This window comes from Psychrobacter sp. I-STPA6b (assembly GCF_020662265.1).
Classification (GTDB): domain Bacteria; phylum Pseudomonadota; class Gammaproteobacteria; order Pseudomonadales; family Moraxellaceae; genus Psychrobacter.
This window is the reverse complement of sequence record NZ_VEWM01000136.1, coordinates 1-549: the sequence shown is the minus strand read 5'-3', so window position 1 is coordinate 549 and position 549 is coordinate 1. Positions and strand designations below refer to the sequence as shown.

The window sequence follows — 549 nt, the reverse complement described above, 5'->3', positions numbered from 1 at the left end:
TCCTCCCTCCTCTCTTCCTCTTCTTTCCCTTCTCTCCCCTCTCTCCCCTTTTTTTTTTCCTCTCTTTTTTTCCTCCCCCCCTCCCTTCTTTCCCCCTTTTTTTTTTCCCTTTCTCCCCTTTCCCCCCTTCTCCCTTTCCTCTCCTCTTTTTCCCCTTTTTTTCCCCCCTCTTCCCTTCTCCTTTCCCTCTCCTTTCCCTTTTTTTTTTTCTTCTCCTCCCTTTTTTTCCTTCCTTCCCCCTTCCCCTTTTTTTCTCCCTCTTTTCTCCCTTTTTTCCCTCTTCTTCCTTCTTCCTCCTCTTTTTCCCTCCCTCCTTTTCCTCTTCTTTCTTTCCCTTCCTCTCTTTCTTTCTCCCTTTTTTTTTTTTCTTTCTCTTTTCTCCTCCCCCCCTCCCCTCTTCCCTTCTCCCCCCTCTCCTCCTCCTTCTCTTTTCTCTTCCTTTTTCTTTTCCTCCTTCCCCCTTTCCCCCCCTTTTTCCTCTCCCTCCCTTTTTCTCTTTTTTTTTCCTTTCTTTCTCTTTTTCTCTTTCCTTTTTCCTTTTTCTTTTTT

The 549-nt window shown here is 45.2% G+C and carries 1 protein-coding gene; it reads right to left on the bottom strand.

Features of this window, described 5'->3' with window-relative positions; all coding sequences use genetic code 11:
- Positions 1–549: hypothetical protein (locus tag FHK88_RS14610; protein ID WP_227431346.1), on the bottom strand; the 549-nt coding region annotated here is incomplete at both ends.